Annotated in this window: 20 protein-coding genes, 1 riboswitch and 1 other annotated feature; of the genes, 3 read left to right on the top strand and 17 right to left on the bottom strand. The window is 47.5% G+C overall.

The genetic code is table 11. The features are described from left to right. The first annotated feature begins 41 nt into the window (after nucleotides 1-41). Nucleotides 42-848 carry an STAS domain-containing protein gene (locus ACNA6I_RS06385; protein ID WP_053072134.1) on the top strand — a complete coding sequence of 269 codons (807 nt, stop codon included), beginning with the start codon at nucleotides 42-44 and terminating at the stop codon, nucleotides 846-848. A gap of 16 nt (nucleotides 849-864) precedes the next feature. Here ACNA6I_RS06385 and metH read toward each other — a convergent pair whose 3' ends face one another. From metH to ACNA6I_RS06405, 4 genes are read right to left on the bottom strand one after another with little or no spacing between them, the layout of a single operon-like run. Further along, complete coding sequence (metH, locus tag ACNA6I_RS06390) at nucleotides 865-4,311, bottom strand: methionine synthase (protein WP_416313085.1); 3,447 nt, start codon at nucleotides 4,309-4,311, stop codon at nucleotides 865-867. Next, the gene (locus ACNA6I_RS06395; RefSeq protein ID WP_048015595.1) at nucleotides 4,292-6,142 is read right to left on the bottom strand and encodes a bifunctional homocysteine S-methyltransferase/methylenetetrahydrofolate reductase; all 1,851 of its coding nucleotides are present in this window, start codon (nucleotides 6,140-6,142) and stop codon (nucleotides 4,292-4,294) included. Before ACNA6I_RS06395 ends, metH begins: the two co-directional genes overlap by 20 nt. Before the next feature lie 15 nt (nucleotides 6,143-6,157). Further along, entirely contained in the window at nucleotides 6,158-7,345 is a 1,188-nt protein-coding gene (gene metC / locus ACNA6I_RS06400; RefSeq protein WP_048003917.1) for a cystathionine beta-lyase, read from the bottom strand. After that, entirely contained in the window at nucleotides 7,338-8,459 is a 1,122-nt protein-coding gene (locus ACNA6I_RS06405; protein WP_048013130.1) for a methionine biosynthesis PLP-dependent protein, read from the bottom strand. Before ACNA6I_RS06405 ends, metC begins: the two co-directional genes overlap by 8 nt. A 76-nt stretch (nucleotides 8,460-8,535) precedes the next feature. After that, a riboswitch (SAM riboswitch) is annotated at nucleotides 8,536-8,644 on the bottom strand. Nucleotides 8,645-8,888: 244 nt separating this feature from the next. Here ACNA6I_RS06405 and ACNA6I_RS06410 point away from each other — a divergent pair. After that, the gene (locus ACNA6I_RS06410; RefSeq protein ID WP_048003919.1) at nucleotides 8,889-10,022 is read left to right on the top strand and encodes a zinc-dependent alcohol dehydrogenase; all 1,134 of its coding nucleotides are present in this window, start codon (nucleotides 8,889-8,891) and stop codon (nucleotides 10,020-10,022) included. A gap of 83 nt (nucleotides 10,023-10,105) precedes the next feature. Here ACNA6I_RS06410 and ACNA6I_RS06415 read toward each other — a convergent pair whose 3' ends face one another. From ACNA6I_RS06415 to ACNA6I_RS06475, 13 genes are all read right to left on the bottom strand, one after another. Continuing rightward, nucleotides 10,106-11,101, bottom strand: a complete 996-nt coding sequence (locus tag ACNA6I_RS06415; protein ID WP_048003920.1) for a tryptophan--tRNA ligase — start codon at nucleotides 11,099-11,101, stop codon at nucleotides 10,106-10,108. Nucleotides 11,102-11,166: 65 nt separating this feature from the next. Beyond that, nucleotides 11,167-11,388: a binding site (T-box leader), on the bottom strand. 56 nt (nucleotides 11,389-11,444) lie between these two features. Continuing rightward, nucleotides 11,445-12,053, bottom strand: coding sequence for a metal-dependent hydrolase (locus tag ACNA6I_RS06420; protein WP_231578833.1), 609 nt, complete (start codon nucleotides 12,051-12,053; stop codon nucleotides 11,445-11,447). A gap of 54 nt (nucleotides 12,054-12,107) precedes the next feature. Beyond that, nucleotides 12,108-12,734, bottom strand: coding sequence for an NUDIX hydrolase (locus ACNA6I_RS06425; RefSeq protein WP_048003922.1), 627 nt, complete (start codon nucleotides 12,732-12,734; stop codon nucleotides 12,108-12,110). Beyond that, a complete protein-coding gene (locus ACNA6I_RS06430; RefSeq protein WP_048013128.1) occupies nucleotides 12,703-13,143 on the bottom strand; it encodes a hypothetical protein in 441 nt (146 codons plus the stop codon). Before ACNA6I_RS06430 ends, ACNA6I_RS06425 begins: the two co-directional genes overlap by 32 nt. A 97-nt stretch (nucleotides 13,144-13,240) precedes the next feature. After that, on the bottom strand, nucleotides 13,241-14,446 hold the full coding sequence (locus ACNA6I_RS06435) for a phospholipase D-like domain-containing protein (protein ID WP_416313086.1): 1,206 nt from the start codon (nucleotides 14,444-14,446) through the stop codon (nucleotides 13,241-13,243). A gap of 74 nt (nucleotides 14,447-14,520) precedes the next feature. Next, complete coding sequence (locus ACNA6I_RS06440; protein WP_053072133.1) at nucleotides 14,521-15,072, bottom strand: VanZ family protein; 552 nt, start codon at nucleotides 15,070-15,072, stop codon at nucleotides 14,521-14,523. Nucleotides 15,073-15,699: 627 nt separating this feature from the next. Then, on the bottom strand, nucleotides 15,700-16,299 hold the full coding sequence (locus tag ACNA6I_RS06445) for an SCO family protein (RefSeq protein ID WP_048013126.1): 600 nt from the start codon (nucleotides 16,297-16,299) through the stop codon (nucleotides 15,700-15,702). 75 nt (nucleotides 16,300-16,374) lie between these two features. Beyond that, on the bottom strand, nucleotides 16,375-17,187 hold the full coding sequence (locus ACNA6I_RS06450) for a hypothetical protein (RefSeq protein WP_048003926.1): 813 nt from the start codon (nucleotides 17,185-17,187) through the stop codon (nucleotides 16,375-16,377). 7 nt (nucleotides 17,188-17,194) lie between these two features. Beyond that, nucleotides 17,195-20,326, bottom strand: coding sequence for an AAA family ATPase (locus tag ACNA6I_RS06455; RefSeq protein ID WP_416313087.1), 3,132 nt, complete (start codon nucleotides 20,324-20,326; stop codon nucleotides 17,195-17,197). Beyond that, nucleotides 20,323-21,465 (bottom strand): exonuclease SbcCD subunit D, encoded by a 1,143-nt coding sequence (locus ACNA6I_RS06460; protein ID WP_416313088.1) that lies wholly within the window; start codon nucleotides 21,463-21,465, stop codon nucleotides 20,323-20,325. Before ACNA6I_RS06460 ends, ACNA6I_RS06455 begins: the two co-directional genes overlap by 4 nt. A 114-nt stretch (nucleotides 21,466-21,579) precedes the next feature. Beyond that, nucleotides 21,580-21,717 (bottom strand): YvrJ family protein, encoded by a 138-nt coding sequence (locus ACNA6I_RS06465; protein WP_048004508.1) that lies wholly within the window; start codon nucleotides 21,715-21,717, stop codon nucleotides 21,580-21,582. Between the two features lie 100 nt (nucleotides 21,718-21,817). Further along, on the bottom strand, nucleotides 21,818-22,333 hold the full coding sequence (locus ACNA6I_RS06470; protein WP_053072393.1) for a hypothetical protein: 516 nt from the start codon (nucleotides 22,331-22,333) through the stop codon (nucleotides 21,818-21,820). A gap of 219 nt (nucleotides 22,334-22,552) precedes the next feature. After that, the gene (locus ACNA6I_RS06475) at nucleotides 22,553-23,890 is read right to left on the bottom strand and encodes an ATP-binding protein (RefSeq protein ID WP_053072394.1); all 1,338 of its coding nucleotides are present in this window, start codon (nucleotides 23,888-23,890) and stop codon (nucleotides 22,553-22,555) included. Nucleotides 23,891-24,091: 201 nt separating this feature from the next. Here ACNA6I_RS06475 and ACNA6I_RS06480 point away from each other — a divergent pair, with 201 nt between their 5' ends. Beyond that, complete coding sequence (locus tag ACNA6I_RS06480; protein ID WP_048003930.1) at nucleotides 24,092-24,517, top strand: DUF2621 domain-containing protein; 426 nt, start codon at nucleotides 24,092-24,094, stop codon at nucleotides 24,515-24,517. The last annotated feature ends 71 nt before the right edge of the window (nucleotides 24,518-24,588 follow it).

Below are 24,588 nucleotides of genomic sequence, written 5' to 3' on the forward strand. Positions count from 1 at the left end.
AGAAAATGAGAGATCAAACTCTATACGAAAGCGAGAGACATATGGACACAAACCTCATCCATCAACATCTCACCCTTGAATTAAGCGAGCGGATCGCAGAGGAGTGGGCAAAAGGTTCACCTCAAGGCGACGACCTGAAGGAGGGACTGATCGAGTTCATCCTTCTCCTTCGTTCCATGCCTTTCCCATCCGATGATAAGATTATACGCTGGGCTGAAAAGGCTGCCGATGAAAGACTCGACTTTGCCAGGTCACCCAGCTTGGAAATTTCCGAATTCAACAGGTTCAAACGGATCTTTATGGACAATGTGAAAGAAACATTGCCTGATGAATTTGTAGGCTCCCCCGGCTTCCTGGTTTGGTTGATTGGCACCATTCAAACCTTTGACATGGTGACAGATGAGTTTCTAAAAACCTTTGAAACCCATTCCGACAGGATACTATCCGGTCAACAGGAGCTGATCAACGAATTGAGCAGTCCTATCATAGAGGTCGCTCCACAAGTCGGCATCCTTCCCTTAATCGGGGACATCGACACCCACCGTGCAAAATCGATACTTACCCATTCCCTTCAGGACAGCTTAAAAAAAGAACTGGATTTTCTTTTCATCGATCTATCAGGCGTGGCGATCGTTGATACGATGGTAGCTCAGCAGCTTTTTCGTATCATTTCCGCCCTGAATCTCATCGGAGTGGATGTCATATTATCAGGTATCAGGCCGGAAGTGGCTCAAACGGCCATTCAGATGGGCATCGATTTTTCGTCTTTGGAAGTGAAGCCAACCATCGCCATCGCCCTACAGGAAATGGGTTTTACATTCGTACATAAAGAAACGGAAATCCTTTAAAGGATTTCCGTTTCTTTTATAGAACATTAAAATATCTCGCTTCCGGATGGGCGAATACCATGGCAGTGACCGATGCCTCAGGTTCCATCATACATCCATCGGTGAGATGGATCCCTATGCGTTCAGGCTGAATCAGGTTGAAAAGCTTGCTCTGATCTTCCAGGTCGGGACAGGCGGGATAGCCAAAAGAGAATCTTTGTCCCTGATATTTTGTCCTGAATCGATCCTGCATGCTCATATCGACCGGATCAGGGAACCCCCATCTGCTCCTCATCATTTCATGCACCCTTTCGGCCAGGCCTTCAGCGGTTTCCAGTGCGAGAGCTTGAAGGGCATGACTTTCCAGGAATCTTCCTTCGTCTTTCAGTTTTTTGGCCCACTGCCTGATACCATATCCTGCTGTGACGGCAAAGAAGCCTACGTAGTCCATCTCTCCACTTTCGACCGGCTTCAAGTAATCAGAGAGACAAAGATGTTGATTCCCTTTTTGTCTCGGGAAATGGAATGTTTCGATTACCTTCTGAGGATTTTCCGGATCATAAATCAGTACGTCATCCCCCGAAGCCTGCGCAGGGAAGAACCGATAGAGAGCAGACGCCTGTATCAGACCATCCTCTTTGGCTTTTAAAAATAATTCATCAACCATCCTTTTAAGTCCGACCGTCCTCTCGTCGCCTTCAGCAAGGAGCCTTGTGATCTTCCCCTTGATTCCGAGATGGTGACCGAGAAGCATTTGCTCATTGATGTATGGCCGGATATGATCCAGGGAGAATTCCCGGATGATATGATCGTTATAGTCTGCGGGGACGAAGACATCGACGTCTGTCGATACTTCCGACCGGACTTTTACCGCAAGGCCCCCACCTTCCTCCTCCTTGAGGACTGCCGGTTCAGAATGTGAAGCAAGGTCCAGTGTACGCTTTTGTTCCAGCTCTTTTCTTTTTTCAACATCTTGAATGCCATTCATGATGCTGAGCCCATCCATGGCATCCTTGGCATATAACACAAGTCCGGCATATTCCTTGGCGATTTTTGTGGAGGTGAATTTCCGGGTCAGTGCGGCTCCTCCGACAACAATGGGAACGTCGATCCCTGTCTGCTTCATATCATGTGCTGTGATGACCATCTGCTGAGCGGATTTAACGAGCAGCCCTGACAAACCGACAATGTCCGGTTTTTCTTTTTTGATGACCTCTATGAGCTCCTGGGGGGCCACTTTGATTCCAAGGTCATGCACCTCATAGCCATTGTTACTGAGGATGATGTCTACCAGATTCTTGCCGATATCATGGACATCCCCTTTCACGGTAGCAAGGATGACCTTGCCCTTAGAGGAAGAGGATTCACTTTGTTCCATATGGGGTTCGAGGAAGGCAACCGATGCTTTCATCACTTCTGCACTCTGCAGTACTTCAGCAACAATGAGTTGGTTATCGTTGAAGAGCCTTCCCACTTCACTCATGCCGGCCATCAAAGGACCATTTATGATGGACAGGGGGGAATCATACGTTTGCAAGGCTTGCTCTAGATCAGGCAACAGGCCTTCCTTTGTGCCTTCCACTACGTAGTGACCGAGCCTCTCTTCAAGGGTCATGGTATTGATAGGTACCTTGGATTCTTTCTTCTTCCCGCGATAGAAGGCAGTGAATTCCGCTAGAGTGGCATCAGTTGTATCAAAAAGCAGCCGTTCGGCCATCGCCACCTCTTCTTCAGGAATAGATGCAAACCGCTCAAGTTTTTCTGTATTGACGATGGCGTAGTCGAGTCCTGCCTTCGTGCAGTGATAAAGATAGACGGCATTCAGGACCTCCCTTCCAACCGGCGGAAGCCCAAAGGACACATTGCTCACACCGAGAATATGCGGACACTCGGGTAGCACCTCTTTGATCCTCCTGATCCCTTCAATCGTTGCCGAAGCCGAACCGATATACTGTTCGTCCCCGGTTCCTACTGGGAATACGAGGGGATCGAAGATGATATCCTCGGAACGGATTCCGTATTTACCGGTCAAAAGCTTGTGGGATCGCTGGGCAATTTCCACCTTGCGCTCAGCACTGACGGCCATGCCCTCCTCATCGATGGTCCCCACCACGATGGCTGCTCCGTATTTCTTCACAAGGGTTGCCACCTTTTCGAAACGCTCTTCTCCGTCTTCCAGGTTGACAGAATTGATAATCACCTTCCCTTGAATGAACCGGAGGGCCCCTTCCATGACCTCTTCATCCGTTGAATCGATGACGAGGGGAACCTTCACTTTTTTAACAGCTTCCTGTATGAATACGTTCATATCTTCGGCTTCATCGCGGTCAGGATCGGCCAGACAGATATCGATCACTTGAGCACCATTTTTCACCTGAGCCCGGGCAATCTCAGATGCTTCTTCGATCTTCCCTTCTGAAATCAACCGCTTGAACTTCCGTGATCCGATCACATTGGTTCTTTCCCCTACCAGGATGGGGCGATTATCGGGATCATCATAGATAAAGGGCTCGATGCCAGAAACCGCGTGGGGATGAACCACTTCCGGTTGCCGTGGCTGCAGGTCCTTCACCGCTTCACCAATGGCATGGATGTGTTCAGGCGTCGTTCCGCAGCAGCCGCCGACAAGATTCAACCAGCCTTTCTCGGCAAATCCTCTCATTTTGACACTAAGGGATGCAGGTGTTTCATTATAATGGCCTTCTTCATCCGGCAGCCCCGCGTTGGGATAGCAGCTCACATAAGAGGATGAAAGGCCTGATAGGGTCCTCAGGTGGTCAGTCATGAATTCGGGTCCCGTGGCACAATTCAGACCCACAACTAGTGGATTCAAATGCTCCAGTGATAAATAGAATGCTTCAATATTCTGACCGGCAAGCGTCGTGCCCATCGGCTCGATCGTTCCGGAAAGAAGGATCGGGATCTCTCTGCCAGCAGTGGAAAAGGCCTGTTTGATCCCTATATTTGCCGCTTTGACATTCAGGGCGTCCTGACTCGTTTCGAGAAGAAGGACATCTACTCCACCAGCTAGTAGGCCTTCTGCCTGCACTCTGTAATCATCGGCCAGTTCATCGAATGTGATCCCACCCGTGACAGATAGTGTTTTCGTGGTCGGTCCCATTGCCCCGGCAACGAATCTTGGCCATTCCGGTGTGCTGACCGCATCTACTGCCTTCCTTGCAAGTTCAGCAGCCACCCGGTTGATCTCATAAGCTTTGTGCCCGATCCCATATTCATCCAGGACGACCGGGGTCCCTCCGAATGTATTGGTCTCTACAATATCCGCCCCTGCTCGCAAGTACTCGGCATGAATATGGGCAATGACGTCTGGTGCCGTCAACACCAGATGTTCATTACAGCCGTCCAGTTCTTCCCCTCCGAAATCTTCCGGAGAGAGATTTGCCTGTTGAAGCATCGTCCCCATCGCTCCGTCAAGAATCATGATTTTCTTCTTGAGCTGTTGTTCAAACAATGTTGTGGTCATATGGTACTTCCCTCTTTTCCTTTTCTATGACATTCGCATGCCGGATCAATTCTACGCTCATATCGTAGCGCATGAACGGGGTGATGATGTATAGACCGTTGAACAGCTCCATTGCCGTTTCCACTAATTCTTTTGCAATCCCCATTCCGACCGCTCTGGATTGGAGAGGATCTCCCTCCGCTTCTTTCATCAATCTTCTTGCCTGATCGGGCACCTTGATCCCAGGTACCTCATGATGAAGGAACTCGGCATTTCGTGAACTGATCAAGGGCATGATCCCGATGAATAACGGTGATTGCAAATGCCTGGTTGCCTCTGCAATTTGAACGAGATGTTCACAGCTGAAAACCGGCTGCGAAATGAAGTAGTCCGCTCCTGCACTCTGTTTTTTCTCCAGACGTTTTACGGAAGCGTCCAAATGCCTGAAATTTGGATTGAAGGCTGCACCGACCGAAAAGTTCGTCCGCTGTCTCAAAGATTTTCCCGAAAAGGATAGGCCTTCATTATTCTGCTTGATCAGCTCGATCAGTTCGATGGAGGAAAGATCGTACACCGATGCAGCACCTGGAAAATCACCGATCTTCGCAGGATCCCCTGTTATCGCCAGAATATTATGAATCCCCAGGGTGTGAAGGCCCATCAAATGGGACTGCAGGCCGATAAGGTTACGATCCCTGCACGTGATATGCACGAGGGGGTCAAGGTCGTATTTCTGTTGAACAAGGGTCCCCATAGCATCATTGCTGACCCGTGGGGAAGCAAGGGGATTATCAGCGAGGGTTATGGCATCGATTCCTTCTTCTTTTAATGCTTTTGCCCCTTGGAAGAACAATCCGGTATCCAGATGCTTCGGGGGATCCAGTTCGACAATGAGTGTTTTTTTCTCTTTTACTTTATGGTGGAGCAGGCTTTTTTGGAGTAGGGGATCTTTGAGCTTGATCAGCTCCTGTCTTTTCACCTTTTTTTCTTTTACCGGCACCCTTGAAATCAGTCGTTCCTTAACGGCTTTGATGTGTGCTGGAGTCGTCCCGCAACAGCCCCCGATGATTCTGGCACCCTGAAGGCGCAATTCATTGCTTATATCTCCAAAATAGTCAGGCTCCGCAGCATAGTAGAACCGTCCTTCTTCGTAGTTTGGTAGACTTGCGTTCGGATAGACCGACAAAAAAGACGACTTGGGCAAAGGAACTCCTTCCAGGGACTTTACCATATGGAAAGGACCCATCCGGCAGTTGATCCCGACGATATCGGCTCCGAGGAGTTCCAGTTCCCCAAGGGCGTCCTTAATATCCATCCCGTTTTGCAATACCCCGGTTTCATGCATGGATACCTGTGCGATGACAGGCAGATCAGTTTCTTTCTTCACGATCTGCAACACAGTCGTGAGCTCTTCAAAGTCATAATAGGTTTCCAGGAGGATCCCGTCGACCCCTTCGAGGAGCAAGCAGTATAGCTGTTCGCGAAAACCCCGTTTCACTTCCTCCAGGCTGATATGCTGATTGATGGCCCTGATCCCCCCTATGGTCCCGAGGATATACGTCCCCTCTTTCGCTGCCTTCTTCGCCAGCTTGACGGCCGCTTCATTGATTTCCTTCACCTGATCTTGCAGCCCGTACCTTGAAAGTTTTGCATAATTGGCGCCATACGTATTGGTCTGGATGATATCAGCGCCCGCCTCGATATATTGCTTATGCACATTGATGATTTCTTCGGGATGGGATAGATTCAATTCTTCAAAACATCGGTCAACCCCATACGAGTATAGAAGGGTTCCGACCGCACCATCCGCAATCAGTATGTTTTCAGATAGTGCATCCAATAGAGTGTTCATCCTGTTCACTCCCTCCTACAAGTTAATGATTCTTGATGGTTTAGTTAATTTTATGGCATCCAGTCCTTTGGAAAGATCCGCAATCAGTTCATCGACATTTTCCAGTCCTACGGAAAGTCGGAGAAGACCGTCTGTAATCCCCCTTCTTTCCCTTTCTTCCCGCGGCATGGAGGCATGTGACATCCTTGATGGATAGGATAGAATCGACTCCACTGCCCCAAGGCTCACAGCAAATACAGGAATGTTGATATTGTCGATGAGCTGCTTTACTTCCTCTGCTCCCTTTAGCCGGAAGGATAGCACCGCTCCCGGTCCTTCAGCCTGCCTTACCTGGATCTCATGACCTTGGTGATAGGTGAGGCCTGGATAATAAACATGCTCCACCTCCCCCCTTTTCTCCAGGAATCTGGCTATCTTGAAGGCGGATTGGGACGACTCTTTCAATCTCACATGAAGGGTCTTCATGCCGCGAAGCAGCAGCCAACAATCCTGCACACCAAGGACTGCTCCAAAGGAATTCTGTAAGAATGCAAGCTTTTTGGCAATCTCTTCGTTCCCTGTCACGGCGAGTCCCGCCAGAACATCACTGTGACCGGCAAGGAATTTCGTCGCACTGTGGAGGACGACATCCACTCCTAGACTGAGCGGCCTTTGGAGAAGGGGCGTCATGAATGTATTATCAAGGAACGTCATACATCCATGTGCTTTGGCTAGCTTGACGACACCTTCAATATCGGTGATATTGAGCAACGGATTTGACGGGGTCTCCATGTAGATGACCTTCGTATTCGGGCGTATGGCACACGCTACCTCATGGAGATCCTTCATGTCGACGAATGAATATTCGATCCCGAATTTCGTCAGTACTTCCGTAATCATCCTGTATGTGCCGCCATATACCTCTTCCGATACCAGGACATGGTCACCACCGGATAACAGAAGGAAGCTCGTGGAGATAGCAGCCATACCCGATGAAAAAGCAAATCCTTTCACTCCGCCCTCCAGTTCCGCGATGGCTTCTTCGACTTTTTCACGGGTGGGATTACCTGAACGGCTGTAATCGTAGTTTCCATACTGATCAAAATCCGATTGGTGGAACGTGGTCGCATGATGGATCGGCGTACTGACCGCGCCGGTCTCTTTATCTACTCCGTTACTGTGGATAAGGGACGTCTGGATGCTGAACTCCTTTTTATCACTCATGTGAATACACCTCTTCCTCAAGATTTGTCAATACCTGTTCAAGGTCTTGAATCAGATCGCCTGCATTCTCGATACCTACTGAAAATCGTAAAAGTCGGTTGCATATTCCCAGTGTGATCCGTTCTTCTTCCGGAATGTCCGCATGTGTCTGAGTAGCCGGGTATGTGATGAAGCTCTCCACCCCCCCAAGGCTTTCAGCAAATGTGATCAATTCCAGACGCTCCAGGAACGGTCCCACCCACTCCTCTTCTTTCAGGCGGAACGAGAGCATCCCGCCCTTTCCCGTATAGAGAACATCGATGATGGAAGGATGACTTTCAAGATACGAAGCAATTTGTTTTGCATTTGATTCGTGCTGTTTCATCCTCAGGCCAAGCGTCTTCATTCCTCTTATCAAGAGCCAACAGTCCAGTGGTGCAAGTGTGGCACCGATTGAGTTCTGTACCGTATAAATTCTGTCGGCGAGTGGTTCGGAGTCGACTACCACTACACCAGCCAATACATCATTGTGGCCTCCGAGATACTTCGTCGCACTATGGATGACAATATGGGCCCCCTCTTCAATCGGACGTTGAATGACCGGGGTATAAAAGGTGTTGTCAACGATGAGCAGGACATCATGTTTCCTTGCCACCCGGCTGATTTCCTTGATGGGTGCTTCATTCATCAGGGGATTGGTCGGCGTTTCGACGAAAATCCCCCTCGTGGAAGGACTGATTGATGCTTCCACTTCCTCGATGGATGCTGTATCGACAAAGCGGAACTTCATCTTATACTGTGCTTCGTACTGTTTAAATAGCCTGTAGCTTCCTCCGTACAGATCTTTGGAAACAACCAGTTCATCCCCGCTTTGAAACAGGGACAGGACGGCATGGACAGCAGCCATACCGGATGAGAAGGCATATGCCTTATGCCCCCCTTCCAACTGGGCAAGGATTTCCTCCAGTGTACTTCTCGTTGGGTTACCCGTCCGGGAATAATCATAGCCCGTCGACTGCCCGATGCCCTTATGTTCATATGCTGTCGATAGGTGGATGGGGAGACTGACAGCACCCGTTCCTGCATCCTTCCTGTTCCCTGCCTGCACCAGTAATGTTTCAATATGTCGGCTCATCGCGACCTCTCCTTTATCCCTATTTACATCAAAAAACCTTCTTATACGTATAAGAAGGTTTGAATGGTTAAAATCCCTCTTATCGCCCAAGCCTGAATCGGCTTGCTGGAATTAGCACCATACCTTACTTACGGCTGGTTGCTGAGGTGTCATCGGGCCAGTCCCTCTACCTCTCTTGATAAGAATTGCATATATGATTGTTTAATGGCTTTCCCATAATTTATACCAGTATAGGGAAAATGTCAATGCGAATTGACGAATTTAAACCAAAACTCAGACTTCTTTCACAGTCATCGAAGTGTTCCGTGTGCTCCTTTCCAATAATGAGGGACTGAAGCTTTTCAAAAGATGCCGTTCCTAGGTTTAATGCAGGCCGGTTATGTCTAAACATCTACAATAATCTTACAAAATGTGAATGGAGTGACAATAATGAAAGCAGTAACGTTCCAAGGCAAGGAAAATATGACGGTCAAGGAAGTGGCCACACCCGATATCCAGGAAAGCACGGATATGATCGTACGAATCACGGCAAGCGGAATTTGCGGATCGGATCTGCATCTATATAAGGCAGGAATCGAGCCGCCCCGGGACTATATAGTCGGTCACGAGCCGATGGGAATCGTCGAGGAGGTGGGCGAGGCCGTCAAAACTTTGAAAAAAGGAGATCGGGTCGTGATCCCCTTCAATATCGGCTGCGGGGAATGTTTCTTCTGCCAAAATCAGATGGAAAGTCAATGTGATGAGTCAAACCCTCATGGTGAAGTCGGCGGGCTGTTCGGTTTTACCGAGATGAACGGTAACTACCCTGGCGGACAAGCCGAATACCTGAGGGTCCCCTATGCAGATTTCACCTCTTTTAAAGTTCCGGAAGAAAGCGAACTTTCTGACGAAAGTGTCCTATTCCTTTCAGATGTCATTCCTACTGCTTATTGGAGCGTCGAGAACAGCGGGGTGAAGGCCGGTGATACCGTCATTATCCTGGGAAGTGGGCCAATCGGGCTCATGGCTCAAAAATTCGCCAAATTAAAAGGGGCAAAAAGAGTCATTGCCGTGGATCAGGTGAAGCACCGGCTTGAACATGCCAAGAAGACGAATGGAGCAGAAATCTATGATTTTTCCCACAACCCGGATATCGGCCAGTTGCTTCATGAAGACACAAATGGCGGGGCGGATGTGGTGATCGACTGCGTCGGGATGGACGGCACTGTAGCTTCCGATGAATCATTCGGATCTGACTTTGATAATCAGTTTGGAACGATCCGCCCCATCATCACCGCTTCCCAGGCTGTACGCAAGTTCGGAACCGTCCAGTTGACGGGTGTCTATGCGACTGAGGCGAACCGTTTTCCGATCGGGGACTTCTTCAGCAGGAACGTTTCACTTAAGATGGGACAAGCACCGGTGATCCATCTGATGCCGAAGCTCTACGGCATGATCGAAAACGGGACCTTTGACCCGACTGATATCATCACGCACTCCCTTCCACTGGAACAGGCAAGCGAAGGGTACAAAATCTTCGATGAAAAATCAGATGGGAACATCAAAGTGATCCTTAAGCCTTAACGAGTCATACCCGGTCAACGCAATCAGCCCGGGCGCCCACATAACCAGGGTGTCCGGGCTTTTGTATTGCTTGGTGTACGTAGTTAAAGGATCCCTACCTTTTTTTTGATTTCTGCAAGGAATGGAGAAGTTGTCTCCCTTGCTTTTCGGGCTCCACGGGCGAGGATTGCGTCCATTTTTTCCGGCGATTCTATCAATTCCAAGTACTTTTCCCTTGGGCCGGCCATCGTTCCGTTGATGGCTTGGAACAATTCCGCTTTCGCCTCTCCCCAACTGATTCCTTCCATGAACCGCTCCTTCATCACGTTGACCTCTTCTGGAGAGGCAAATTCCCTGTACAAAGCGAAAATTACAGATTGATCAGGGTCCTTCGGTTCTGTCGGAAGCGAAGAATCGGTCTTGATCTTATTGATCAACTTCTTAAGCTTGGCGGGTTCTTCGAAGAGAGGAATGGTATTATTGTAAGATTTACTCATTTTCCTTCCGTCCAGGCCCGGTACAATAGCGGACTGCTCCTGGATGAAGTGCTCAGGGAGTTTGAAGGTTTCTCCATATTGCTTGTTAAAGTATCCGGCAATATCCCGGGCAATTTCGATGTGCTGCAGCTGATCTTTCCCCACTGGCACCTTGTCTGCCTGGAATAAAAGAATATCCGATGCCATGAGGACGGGGTATGTGTAGATCCCCATGTTTACACCATGGTCGATATCCTGTCCCGCCTGCTGATTACCATCGGTCATCGCTTTATAAGCATGTGCACGATTGAGAAGCCCTTTAGGTGTGACGCAGGAGAGGATCCATGTGAGTTCGAAAATTTCCGGTACATCCGACTGTCTGTAAAACGTCACCTTTTCAGGATCGAGACCCAGTGCGAGCCACGCTGCCGCAATCCCCCTTGAAAGGTTCCGCATTTCCTCCGCATCCTGCACTTTGGTCATCCCGTGATAATCGGCGATGAAGTAAGAGGCCTGATATTCCTCTGATTCCGCCAGCTTCAGTGCAGGCTTGACGGCTCCCACATAGTTACCCAAATGAATTTTTCCGGTAGGCTTGATTCCTGTCAACACCCTGTGTTTCATCTTTAGTCTTCCTCCTCAGTGATGGTCTGTAAATGTTCTGTAAATAAAAAAGTCCCCCGTCCTCTGTAAAGGACGGGAGACCCGTGGTGCCACCTTCGTTCATGCGTCAAGCATGCGCTTATCGGCCAACGGTGACCATTCACCGTCGGACTCCCTTTTATCGGTGGGAAATCCGCCCGTACCGGGAAGCTCCAAAGTCCATTCAACGGTCATCTGCACTGATTCACACCAACCATCAGCTCTCTGTGGCATCTGTTCCGTTTACTCCTCTTTATCAACGCTCAACTATCTTTTTTTATTATCATACTGTATCGTATTCAAACAGTCAAACTTTTCCATCATTTCAGATTTCTTTAGAGGATATGGGGAGGAATAGTTTCACTCCTTTTTTATTGAAAGGGAGGAATTTCATATCCCCGATCAGATGACTGATATAGCCGATCATGGATGCCTGAAACAACCCATCCACCCCAACAGCATCCTGAAATGCCAGAGCCACAAAATAAAAATAGATGATGCCGAGGAGAGAATGAGTGTATGTACGGTGTGAAACCAGCGAGGCGATGATCACGTAGATCCCCATCAGCCACATCCAAGATGTATCAAGCTGGAATCCGCAGGCCGCTATCCCTATGCCCGTGATGGTAAGCATCCTTCTTTGGGTGATGAACGTAGAGAAGATCAAGACGACTACACCGTATCCAATCCCCAGCCATCTCTCATTCCCTGATCCTTCCAAGTAGCTGTATAGCATCACCAATAGTGCAACCACCTGGACCGCAGACCTCACCATTTTCGAGGAAAAAGTGACTTTATTGCTGAGCTTGCCATTCACATCAAGATCCGGAATAAGCGCAGCCACCCCGCCCGCAGCAACCAGTGAGGCAGTATCAACGGCATCCGCACCGTACGTTTGGGCAATGATGAAGCCGACAGCCGCTCCAACTGTCATATGTGCCGTTCCATTCAAGTCGTTTCCCTCTTTCGCTGTAAAAAATATGTATGACTACCCTCTTAATCTATCACGTATTCGATCAATCACTTGGACCATATAAGAAGCTTCGTGAGGTACAAATGCATTCAAAGCAACCTTTGAACTGATGAACTCCTTCTTTCCTTTTCGAATCCTGAATCCATCCACTGGAATCGAATCCTTCTCTCCTTCGATCAATTTCTCCACATCATCAAGACCTGCTGCAAAAATCCCTGCCACTTCTTCTTCTTGAAGCTGAAATGCTTCAAATGGAACATGCTGTTTAAGGAGAAACACATTCGCCCATTCCCTATCGATCAATGGACCATCAATCAATTCCTCTTTCAACGCTCCCAAAGGATGAAGATCCTCAAATGCAAGCGTAAGACCGAGCTCCTCGTACACTTCCCTGATCCCATCCGAAACTGCCTCATGGTCCAGCAGATGTCCGGCTGCCGTAATGTCAAGCAGACCCGGAAAATCCCCCTTATCCATGCTTCTCAGTTGAAAATAGACGATATCCCTTCCCTGATCATGGAAGGCAACCCAACAGTGAAACGTCTCATGCCAATATCCTTTTGAGTGGACGTCTTCACGATCCGCCTTTCCGATGCGTTCGTATTGATCATTAAATATGGAAAGCATCTCCTTTTCCTTCATACTGCACCTCTTCCCTCATCGCTTTTAGGTAGGCTTTCAGTTCCAGGGGCCTTGTCAGGAGAACATCCGCCCCATCCTCTGAACCCGTTCCCCCGATACATACGGTAAGACAGCCCATTTCTGAGAGCTTTGATTTACTTCCCCCTACAAGAATACCCGCTGAACAATCCGTTAATTCAGGTGGCAGAGAAGCATGCCTATCATAGAAACCGTCTACGCACCCCATTAACCCAAGTTGTTTCATATAATTTTTTGCCTGCTCTATCCCTGGACAGTTCATGACCATTATTTTGTATCCGCGCTCAGAAAGGTAGTGAATAAGCTCTGGCGCTTCTTCTTTCCACAGCTCCTGCCCGCCGTCCTCTCTCATAAATGTTTCCTTCATATCAAATATCACTGCCGAGTCCATTCAAATTCTCCTTTGTTGCGTTTCAATCTTCTTTCTGATCCCGTCCATGCAATTCACGGGCAGAAAAAACCATTGTTACATTGTAACACATTTCCTTCTAAAAGTAGCGAAAAACCCACTTTGGTGTGTACTCCAGACCTTTTTGCCACAGGGGAATTTCTTCAAAGTCCTTGAATGATAGACGACGGCCATCCTCCATATCTTTTAGAACCAATTGTTCAAGCTCTGTTACCTTATTCCCTTCGATTATACAGTTGCTCTCATCATTCAAGAACAAGCTTCGCGGGTCCCAATTCGCCGTTCCAAGATCTGCCCATTGATGGTCGATGATCATGACCTTCCCATGAAAAAAACCTTTCTCATACAGGTATACACCCGCTCCTGCCTCAAGGAGTTCTTTTTCGATTTTATAGCCAGGGGGTTTCGTGAACCACGCATCCGTTTCATCCGGTACGAGGATGCGCACATCCACTCCCCTGGAGACGGCATTTTTCAGTGAAGTCATGAGGGAATCCGTCGGAATGAAATAAGGAGTGGCGATGATGAGGCTTTCCTCTGCTCCATCTATCCATTCGCGCATCCTCCCTTCCAGATCCCCACCTGTATTGAGCAGCAGGGAATAGCGGGAATCACCGGAATGGATAGTCGATTTCCCTTCGGATGTCTTCCTTCCCTTGCCGCCATCTTCCTTCCAATCACGGTTAAATTGAAGGGCGGCTTCTATGGCCACGTCACCTTCGATCCGAAGATGATAATCCCTCCAGTAGCCAAGGTCAGGATCTTTCCCGATATATTCTTTGCCCAAATTGAATCCACCGATATAGGTGATGGTATCATCAATGACGATGATCCGCCTGTGATTTCGATGATGCAGACGATAAAATACATGTTCAGGTTTGACAGGTCGGCTTTTGAGGAATTTCACACCGCTCGCTTTCAGGCCTTCGATCGTGCTGGCTTTCATATCCGATCCGACAGCGTCAACCGATAACCGGATATCGACCCCTTCTTCCGCTTTTCTCTGAAGCAAAGAAAAGAAGGGGCGGGTCACATCATCGTCCCGTATAATGAAGAAATGGATGCTGACCGAATGCCGGGCGTTCTCGACGTCTGTTGTTAAAGAAGAGTAAAATGATTTACCATCATTCAGGATCGACGCCTTTCCATCATAGAAGGAGGTCTGGACCGGTGGATGATTTCGTTCATATTCTGCCGCTCCTTTTTTCACATCCACATTCATCAGCCAGAGTATATACGAAAGGAAAAGGCAGAGACTCAGACTCCAAATCGTCCATTTCTTCATTTTATCCCTCCTCCTTTTTCCTATAGCATTTGTCTTAAGGAGGGGCGTGATACATAACAAAGGAAGGCCGTAGTCTACGGCCTTCCTCTTCTCCAGTTGTTCTTTATTATTCTATATAGGCTCTGGCCTAGCCCAAACAAGAGGACCCCCATCAAGGCACCCAGGGTATTCATCATCCAATCGTCGATATCTGTCGCCCTTCCGAGAGGGAATGTATACTGACATGCTTCAATGATCAAGGACAGTAGTGCACCAGCACCCGTCACTTTCAACCACAATGCCTTCTTCCTCTTCATCCACCAGGCTGCGAAAAAACCGAATGGGACGAACAACAGAACATTTGCCAGAAGATTCCTTATGGGAACTTCCACATGCGGGCCATGAAGGTTCAACTTCAAGTTTGAAAATGGCTCAAGATTGGTTTGGCCTTCCGATATATTCGGTCCATCCAAAGGTGTCAATGTGAGGAGGCAGACAGCCCCGATTGAGAGAATCGTGAACACTTTCGGGAGAAGATCCCGCTTGCGGGACCGGCCTTGATTCGTGATGATGATCATGATCAAGGCGGTGGCGGCGGTTAGCAAGATCGGCACCGACCAGCCGAATGATCGCCAAAGCTCCATCATATTACTTCATCACCATCCTCACTTCTTCTGCCTGAAGCGAAAAATGAACACTCCGGCCATGATGATAAAACATAATCCAAACAAGATCCCTTTTATGATCTCGCCATTCATAAAAGCATTCAGTCCCCAAAGAAGAATAAAGAACGTTATAAGACAATCCACAATAAATATACCCTTATTCCTCATGTTCCTTCACCTGCGCTTTTCAAACTATCTTCATTACTCTATCACACCGAAACCGGAACCTGCCACTTTTACATCGTCATCCACTATCCAGTCTATGTCGGGTCCCACCATGATAGAAATCTCTTTCAAACATATGAAAAAGCGGTTGGGACAAAACTAAAATCGTACCAATTAATGACCAGTATCAGTATCGGTTCTTTATACCGCTCATGATTTCCGTGCAAGACTTCTCTTCCCGCGGGTAGCCCCTGAGCCTCCGCCTTCACCCCTAAGCTACTCTTAACGCAGGAGTCTTCCTCTTGCACTCCAATCAACCGCTAGAAAATGAAATCGTATTGATCATGAAACAAATTAAAAAACCCGAACCATTCTGCCTGATCGTAGGCAAATGAATTCGGGTTTACTATGTCTAAAACACGTTTGTCCCAGTCTCTTTCAGGCTTATTTTTCCCCTTCTTTTATAAGGGCTTTTATATCGGAAACCATTTCGTCATATGGAACATCCGAATTCCCACTGTAGGTTTTCACGACGGTCCCTTCTTGGTCAACCAGATAGAAACTGGTCCCATGAATCTTTTGATCCGAATCCGAAACATTGGCCACGACTGACTTAAAGGAGTCCTCGGCCAGATTTTTGATTTTGTCGAATTCATAGCCTGTAAGCAGATCCCATTTATCGGTATTTGCTTCAAAGTTGCCTATGTACTCCGTTAATTTCTCAGGGGTATCATTCTCGGGATCAACGCTGAAGGATACGATGCGATAATCCTCTACCCCTTCCTCTTTCAAATCCTTTTGGAGCTTGGTCAGATTGAATGTCATCGGTGGACAGACTGTCTCACAATTGGTGAAGATAAAATCGGCGATCCATACCTCTCCCTTCAGATCATCCAACGTCACTGTTTCGCCCTTTTGATTGATGAATGAAAAATTCTTCACTTTGTAATTGGTATCTGCTTGGAAACCGCTGTTGCTGCAAGCTGACAGAAGGATCATGATGAAGCCGATCACTAATAAAAACGCTTTCCTTTTCAAAACCATACCCCCTCTGATTCTGTTCTCCATATTCTATGTTAGTAAAGAATGGGTGCAAATACAATCACCGCCAACTGATTATCAATGACCATTTTGTGAATTCAAGCCTTGAATATATGCCCCCAGCGCCCCTGCATACCCACCTTTATCGGGGAACAAAGGCGTGTACTCGAGCCATTCCCTGAAACTTCCCAAATCCTCTTGAAGCGCCGCATTCCCCTCAACGCCATTTCCCACAAACACTAGAAAGGGCTTGGATGTTTGGGGAGCGATGCTCATTGATAAAAGGATCATGGTTTCCGCCATCATATTCGTCAACGACCTCAGTTGATCACCCGGACTTTCAGCCGATGAAGGGGGTTTTCCGAAGTTTGACGCCGTTAAATGCGGTGCGATGCCCACCTCTTCTTCCCTGTATATATCCCCGACGAGCAGGTCTGAGTTCTTGCGTGTCCCCTCTTCGGCGAGCCCCGCCAAGTCCTCAAAGTCTGTCACCCCTGTCAATCTCCTGCCCAGTCCCATAAACATTCCCCCGCCGATCCCGCTGCCTAACACTCTCTCGTACTCGTCCTTTTTCACTCGGAAGAAGGACGTCCCCGTTCCGATATTCACCAATATGAATTCGTCCAGGGAATTCCCTTCCTGTTTCAGTAGCTCTCGGGTCCCAAGTGTGACGGCATCAAACTCATGAAGAGGGACGTTTTTCATGTCCCTCCATAAGTCTGCCCTTCCACCGGTCACCACGACCGAATCAACAGGATCAAGCTTAAGCAACTGTCGGATGAAAAGATGATCATTGGTTAGGAATTTCTTGTAGTGCATTCTTCCATCCTCTTTATAAACCAGCTTGGTCAACGTGCTTCCTGCGTCTACACCGATCACCCTCTTCATCATATGCCCCCTATCCTGAAATTCTGAATTCCGTGCGGCTCCCGTTCTGGGAAGAAATGACCTCCAGTCTTGCATCGATCCGTTCTTTTAATTCAGGTACGTGTGAAATGATTCCAACAAGTCTTCCGCTGCTTTGAATATCCATCAGAGCTTCAATGGCATGATCAAGGGATTCAGGATCCAGGGTTCCGAATCCTTCGTCTATGAACATCGTTTCAAGGGACACGCCGCCGGCATGCTGTTGAACGATATCGGCAAGTCCCAAAGCCAGTGCAAGAGACGCTTTGAAGCTCTCTCCACCAGAAAGTGTCTTCACATGTCGTTCCTGTCCTGTAAATTGGTCGAACACCAACAATTCAAGCCCGCTCTGGACGTTCCCTTTGCTTCTGTCATTCTTCCTGATCAACTCATACCTGCCCGATGTCATTTTCCTCAGCCGTTCATTTGCCACCAATAAGATATCTTCCAGGAAGGAGGCGAGGACGTACCGTTCAAACGTAATACGATTGGTGTTCTGTCCACGTGCGATCTCCGCCAGGTGACCCACGGTAAGATATTGTGCCTCCAGCTCCTTGATCCCCTCATTGATGTCATTGACCCGGCGATAGATCCCTTCATTCTGTGATATATCCGTCTGAATGCGATTAAGTTCTTGATTCGCCATTTTCAACTCTTCAGTACAGAAGATGATGCTTTGATTCAAGGACTCGAGGTCAGGGCGTTCTCTCCCATCAAGATGCTTTCCGAGGTCAGCCAGTCGATCATGGACCGACCGCATTTCTTCTCCGTGCTTTCTCACCTGATCAGTAAGATGAAGAATTTGTTCTTCGTTTCTTTTGGCCTCTATATAAGCACCATAATCCTTGAAGCCCTGCTTGTCCATCATGTCTTTGAACTGTTGCCTTTCTTCCTTCATTTCTTTCTGCAAGGAAGTGAGCAATTGGTGTTTATCGTTGATCTGACCCTGTTTGATCTGCTCTTCGTTTTGAAGTCTGTTAAAAGCTTCCTGGGCCTGCTCATGAGCTCGTTTCAGTTCTTCCTTCTTCCTTTTGGCATTGGATAGTTCGGTCCTGAACGCATCAGGGGAGCGAAGATTTTCCGGTATGGAGGAGGTGATTTCCGCAAGTTTCGCATGAGAAGAAAGGTACTCTGATTTTGCTTTTTCCAAGCGGGCCTCTGCCTCTTGGATCACCTCATGGAGTTCTTCAAGCTTCAATCTCTCCTGTTTCACTTCGTCTTTTAGAACCTTCACCCTGTCTTCGCGGGATCGCAACTGGTTCAGGTTCAAACGGAGATTCCTTATTTCTTCACGGATATCATGCAATGTCACTTGGGTGTTGTCCCGATTAAAGGAACCCATCCGCTCGTTCAAGCGCTCTGACCTGTCACGGCACTGATCCTGGATTCCCTGGAGCCTGCCTTCTTCCCTACCGATTTCTATGGATAGCCTTCCCTTTGCTTCTTCAAGCTCTTCCTTTGCTTTCCTTGCCGCTTCAAGCTCTACCTCTGAAGGTAATTCCGATTGCCCTGTTGCAGGTTCAGGGTGGTGAAGGGACCCGCAGACCGGACAAGGCTGGTTCGTTTCCAATAGAGCAGAAAGCCGGTCTGCATGAGCGGAGTTACGCTTATCCTCAAGATAGAGATAAGTGGACCGTGCATCGGACAAACGGGCATCATTTGCAGCCTCGTCCCTCCTAAGGGACCCGACTGAATTCGATAGTGCTTCTTCTTTTTGAATAAGGATGGACAACTCTTCCAATAGGTCCTGTTTTTCTCTTTTCTCGCGAATCGTCTCTTCAACACCATGAATCTCTTCGAAAAGATCATCCGCTTTTTCAAGCTCGGCTTCCCGTTCTTTGATCCCACCCCTGATGACCTCCGCCTGCTTTTTGTTGGTGTGGACGTTTTGAAGGCACTGATCCTGTTCTTTCTTCAAGACGGCTGTGTCCCTTTGAAGTTCGTCGATCGATTGGATCTGCTTTTCCATCCCTTCAAGCTCCAGCACATACCGTTCCACCTGGTCACGCTCTTCCTGTCTTCTGGCCTCTTCCTCAAAATACGCTTTGGCCTTAACTAGACGGGCTTCAATCTGTTTCTTCGTTTCCATAAGCTGCTCAAGTGTCGCTTCTTCGGCTTTCAGCTTTTTGTTCAATTTTTTACAGTAATCATCCTGCTGTACCAGGAGTGCGGCATAGTTGGCCCGTTGGATTTCCCTTTCAGCCTGATCTATACGCGGTTTTTCCCCTTCCAATTCTCCTTTCTTCTGGAGGAGGGCTTCTTGCAATTTGAACTGCTCATCCAGCGACCTGGCCTCGGCAAGTTCCCGTTGGAGGGCATCCCTTTTCTCTTGGATTTCCACCAGTTTTTCTTCTACCTTTCCCCTTGATCCGTTCAATGATTGAATGTGGGTCGGGAGAAGCTCCATGATGGTCTGATCCTTCAGCGGATCGGAGAGGAGCAGCTCACGCATTTCCTCATTGTCAACGTAACGGATGTTCAAAAGCTCCCTGGTGCGCTCTTCAACGGATGATGAAACCCGATGCTTGAGGAGGTCGGCTTCTTCCTTCAATTGTTCTTGAACAGCTCTGTATAATTCAGTATGGAAAAGCCTTTGAAGAATGATTTCTTTATCTTTACTGTCCGAAGTGAGAAGCTTCCTGAATTCCCCCTGTGGGATCATAAGGATTTGACGAAACTGATTGGCGTCTAGTTGGATCATACTGCGGATCTTTTCATCTACTTCCCGTACATTTGCTGCTAGCAGTTCTTCCCCATCACCACCCAGCCGATAAAGCTCCGAGCGTGCATTCATGGTGGTGAACCCTTCTCCTCTTGCCTTCTTTTTCTCTTGCTGGGGAGAGCGCCAAATCTTGTATGTTTCTCCGCGCAGGGTGAATAGAAGTTCCACTTCCGTTAACTCATCTTCCTTCGCAAATTGACTTCTCAGATCGACCGGACTGCGGTCTTCCCCACTTGCTTTACCGTATATAGCATATGAAATCCCATCAAAGATCGTCGTTTTCCCAGCACCCGTCTTTCCGGAGATGACAAACATCGTCCTGTTCTCCAGTTCACGGAAGTCGATGACTTCCCTGGAAGCATAAGGACCGAATGCCTGCATGGTCAGCTGTAATGGCTTCATCGCGCTTCAACCTCCTTTGTGGCTTTCTCCAAGGCCCGTTGGATGAGGGCTTCTTTTTCATCAGTGAAATCGCTACTGGTCATTTCGTTATAAAAGTCTTTGAACAGTTCGACCCCCGATGTCTGCTTGTGCTGTTGAAGACGTACGGACTGCTTCTTCTTTTCGTCTGTACGTTCAAGCTTCCGTTCGAGATGAAGGACATTCGGATATACTTGCCGCAGCTTATTGATCGGGTCGATCAGGGCCCCCTGGTCTTTCAGCGTTATTTTTAGGTAGTCCCTTACTTCCTGTTCCACATAAAAGGCAGGATCGAGGAGCTCATCCAGATACCCTTCCAATTCCCTCATGTCATTCCGGGGTTTTAGGATCTTTTCCTTCAATTGAAATCGCCCATCGGGATCCATCTCTACTATGGTGACGCATTTTCTCTGTGCAGCCTCTGAAAATGAATATTTCATCAAGGACCCCGAGTAGCGGATTTTATCATGCTTAATGGCATCAGGACTGTGGAGATGACCAAGAGCCGTGTAATCGAAGGCATCAAATAACTCAGCACCTACACAGCCTGAACCTCCCACTGATAATATCCTCTCTGAATCCGTGGTTTGTCCGCCGAGTACGAAGGCATGACCGACCAGGACATTTGGGCCGTCTCCCAAATTTTCTTTGATGCGCGACACGATTGCCTGTATGGCGGTGTGATGAGAAGTAATATGTTCATCCTTAAGTTGATGTTTGACCGTCCCTGGCTCACAGTAAGGTACACAGTGAAAGTGCACCCCGTTAATCGTCACAGGGGTGAAATCGTCCGTCAGTTTACCCTTCAAGTGAAAACCGCTCTGTTTGTACCATGAGGAACCGAACGAAAGCCTTTCTGCACTATCATGGTTACCCGAGATGGCGACAATGGGGGTATTCAGCTCCACATTGATTTTATATAAGGTTTCATCCAGCAGCTCGACAGCTTCTGTCGGGGGTACGCTGCGGTCGTATAAATCTCCGGCGATGACGACAGCATCAGGCTTCTCCTCTTCCACAAGCTCAACGAACCGGTCGAGTACGTAGCGCTGTTCTTCTGTCATGTAGATACCGTGTACAAGCTTGCCCAGATGCCAATCGGCAGTATGTATGAACTTCAAATGATCTCTTCCTTTCTATCAATCTGATACCTCAAATTATATCAGACAGCACAAGCCCCTGTCCTTCTATCAGCCAGCGGGCATAGTAAAAAGGGGAGACCATTACTCCCCTTTTCAATCCTTCATCCGGTCGGGCAGCGTCTGCAACGAGGTAATGACAGCATCTAGCTTTGTTTCGATCCGATAAAGCAGATACATGGTTACGACGATGGGAAACCCGACTTCCGAAATGAATGAAATGAACGCATCCATCATGAACACCTCCTTTCCTTTACTATAGGAAGGATTCTCCATAGGAGGTACCCCTGGAACAAAAAAAAGGACCTTCCTGCAATAGGAGGTCCCTTCTGTATTAACCGTTCAGATCCGTTGCAAGGCTTGGGCTTGACAAGCCTTCATCTTCAAGGATTTTGGAAATTTGAGATTCTGCATCTGTGAATTTCTTATCGGCTTCTTCTGTGTTGGCATCATCTTTAGCCAATTCTTCAGACTTCATTTTGTAGGATTCAGCTAGGGTAGATTGGAATTTCTCCAAATCTGCCTTTTGGTCTTCAAGTTCTTTCGGGATGTCCATACCTTCTACCGCTGTGGCTGTTTCTGAAGCCGATGCAGCAGCAGCGTCCTTAAGTTTTTTAAGCTCTTCGCCTTTAGGAGGCTCTTCACCTGCAATCGCACCCTCATAAGCGTTCAAATCTCCATCCACACCATTTACAGTCGTGGTCAGATTCAAATAATAATCCATTAGATCGCCTTTAGCGTCTGCTTTTTCTTCTGTTTTGTTTGTGCTTTCCTTTTTGTCTTCATCAGCGTTGGAACAACCGACAAGTGCAAGTGAAAGTCCCAATCCTGCAATCAACCATTTTTTCATGTTTATTTCCCCTCTCGTACATTCATATGTAAGGTCTTTCACTGTGTTCATCAGCTGCCTGATCCTGCACTGGAACATTGTGTAAAGTCCACAAAATGTATAGTATCATGGGGTCAGAGCTGAAGTAAAGGAATATTTCCTAATTTCTCCAAAGTTATAATTTTAAGAATATTCAATTCATACATGGTGTGAATCAAGACCTTTTACCCATGCTTATTATCATCGTACCGATGTTTGAACATCGGCTTTTTCGCGTTTTTTCCGGATGGGAGGACCCGCGGACTCAAAGGTAAGGAAAAATTTAGTCCCTTCTCCAGGTTCGCTGTTCACTCTGACATCTGCACGGTGATCCCTCAAGATCCTGAGGCAGATCGTCAACCCCAATCCTGTCCCCTTCGTTTTTGTAGTGAAAAAAGGTTCGCCCAGCTTATCGAGGATATCCCGCTTCATCCCGACCCCCTGGTCTTCAAACGTCAAAACGACCTTGTTGTGCTTGTTCAGGAGCCCTTTCAGCGTGATGGTCCCTCCTCTGGGCATGGATTCAATCCCGTTTTTAATAAGGTTGATGAACACCTGTTTCAACTGATTTTCATCCCCTTTAATAAAGAGATCGTCAGATGAAAAATCCGTCCGGATATCGATATTATAGAGGATTGCATTGGTATTCAACAGCTTCTGTACATGTACAAGCGTTTCTTTGACATTGATATGGCGATACGAGACGGTCTGGGGCTTTGCTAGGATCAACAACTCACTCAGTACCAGTTCGATTCGCTTGATCTCTGAAAAAATGATTTCAAGGTAGTCCTTCGTCTTTTCATCGGCATCATCCCTGATAAGCTGCAAAAATCCGTTGATGGAAGTAAGGGGGTTCCTTACTTCATGGGCGATTCCGGCTGCGAGCTGCCCGGCTACTGATAGCTTCTGAGACTCAATGGCCAGCGTCTCATTAAGCTCCTTCAATTCTTCTTCGGTGTGGATGCGATCCGTCACGTCTGAAATGGTTCCCACGGTCCCCACCAACCTGCCTGCCTGATCATAGCTCAACTTGATGTTCATTTCCCCCCAGCGCTGTGTACCGTCGCGCTTCTGATAGGAAAAATCCATTTTGAATTTTGGTTTGCCTTGATCGATATGCTGTCTGATCATCCGCAGCACTTCATGCCTCTCATGGAGGGAAATGAAGTGAAGGGCATTTTTATGAAGGCTTTCCTTCACAGAATATCCGCTGAAATCCGCCCATGATCTGTTAAGAAATTGAAAACACCCTTTGGCGTCCGTATGAAAAACAACTTCTTCAATGCTTTGAAGCACATGCTGCATCTCTTCATTGATCATCTTCATCTCATCTTTACTATCTTTGTAGGATGCTATCTTCTCTGTTTTTTTGTCCAGATATCCGCCAGTCCAATACAGGACGATCAATAAGATGCATGAAAATATGATATTTAACAACACATCCATCTTTAGATTCATTTCGATGTAGTAGACTATATCCCATATTAGAATGAAGATGATACCGATCAACGTCATTAATACCCTTCCCCGATACTTCATCACAGAACGACTCCTTCTTCTAACACTTCGCAGATTAAAAAATGTCATTACTAGAAAGAATTTACATGAACACTAGTATCAGTATATCATTTCTTATTAAGAACATCATACTATTCGTCGAATTATGCGCATCATCTTGTCACATTTCCCCAGCTTGATTATAATAATGTAAGGGAATACACGAATTGTTGAGGTGATCACGTGCTTGAAGGATGGTTTCTCTACTTTATTTTATTTTGGGTCGTATTTCTGACAGCTTCATTTGCCATCGGGGGATTTTTCATGTTCAGGAAATTCCTTAAACGGTTTCCTAAGGAAGATGGAAAGTCAGATATGGATTGGGAAGAGCATTATGTGAACGAAACGATCCATTTGTGGAATGATGAGGGAAAGAAAATGCTCAATGAACTCGTCACTCCGGTACCTGAGTTGTTCCGCGATGTGGCGAAGCATAAAATTGCAGGCAAGATCGGAGAATTAGCCGTTTCACAACATGCGGAAGACATCTCGGAGGATTTGATCATCAAGGGCTATATTATGGCGACCCCGAAGAGGGATCATAAATTCCTTCTGAAGAAACTGGATGAAATGAAGATCGACGCATCCCCATACCGGCACCTGTTTTGAATATGGGCCCGATCCTTCTTATACCGATCTTACTCTATCTGCTTATCCTCACTTCTGGGGGAATCTTCTTC

The sequence above is a fragment of the Rossellomorea sp. FS2 genome (assembly GCF_047915635.1).
Lineage (GTDB): Bacteria > Bacillota > Bacilli > Bacillales > Bacillaceae_B > Rossellomorea > Rossellomorea marisflavi_A.